The following is a 303-nucleotide window of genomic DNA, read 5'->3' on the forward strand; positions in this document are numbered from 1 at the left end:
TTGACCGGTGCGTTCCACACCGCCGCCGGCGGTGAGTACTGGAAGGTGACGACGACCGACGGCACCCAGTACTTCTTCGGGAAGGGCAAACCCTCCAGCGCCGGTGAGGCTACGAACTCGGCGTGGACGGTTCCGGTGTACGGGAATCAGTCCGGGGAGCCCGGCCATGCGGCGGGGTCGTTCGCGACGTCGAAGCAGGACCGGCCGTGGCGGTGGAACCTTGACCATGTGGTCACTCCCGACGGTGACTCGGCCACCTACTACTACCAGGCCGAGACGAACCGGTACGCCGCGAACAAGTCG

1 protein-coding gene is annotated in these 303 nt (G+C 66.3%); it reads left to right on the forward strand.

The annotated features are described in order from the left end of the window. Positions 1–303 (forward strand): hypothetical protein (locus N802_RS20555; RefSeq protein ID WP_035919745.1); only part of this gene is annotated, 303 nt, incomplete at both ends.

It is taken from the genome of Knoellia sinensis KCTC 19936 (assembly GCF_000768705.1).
Taxonomy (GTDB): Bacteria; Actinomycetota; Actinomycetes; order Actinomycetales; family Dermatophilaceae; genus Knoellia; species Knoellia sinensis.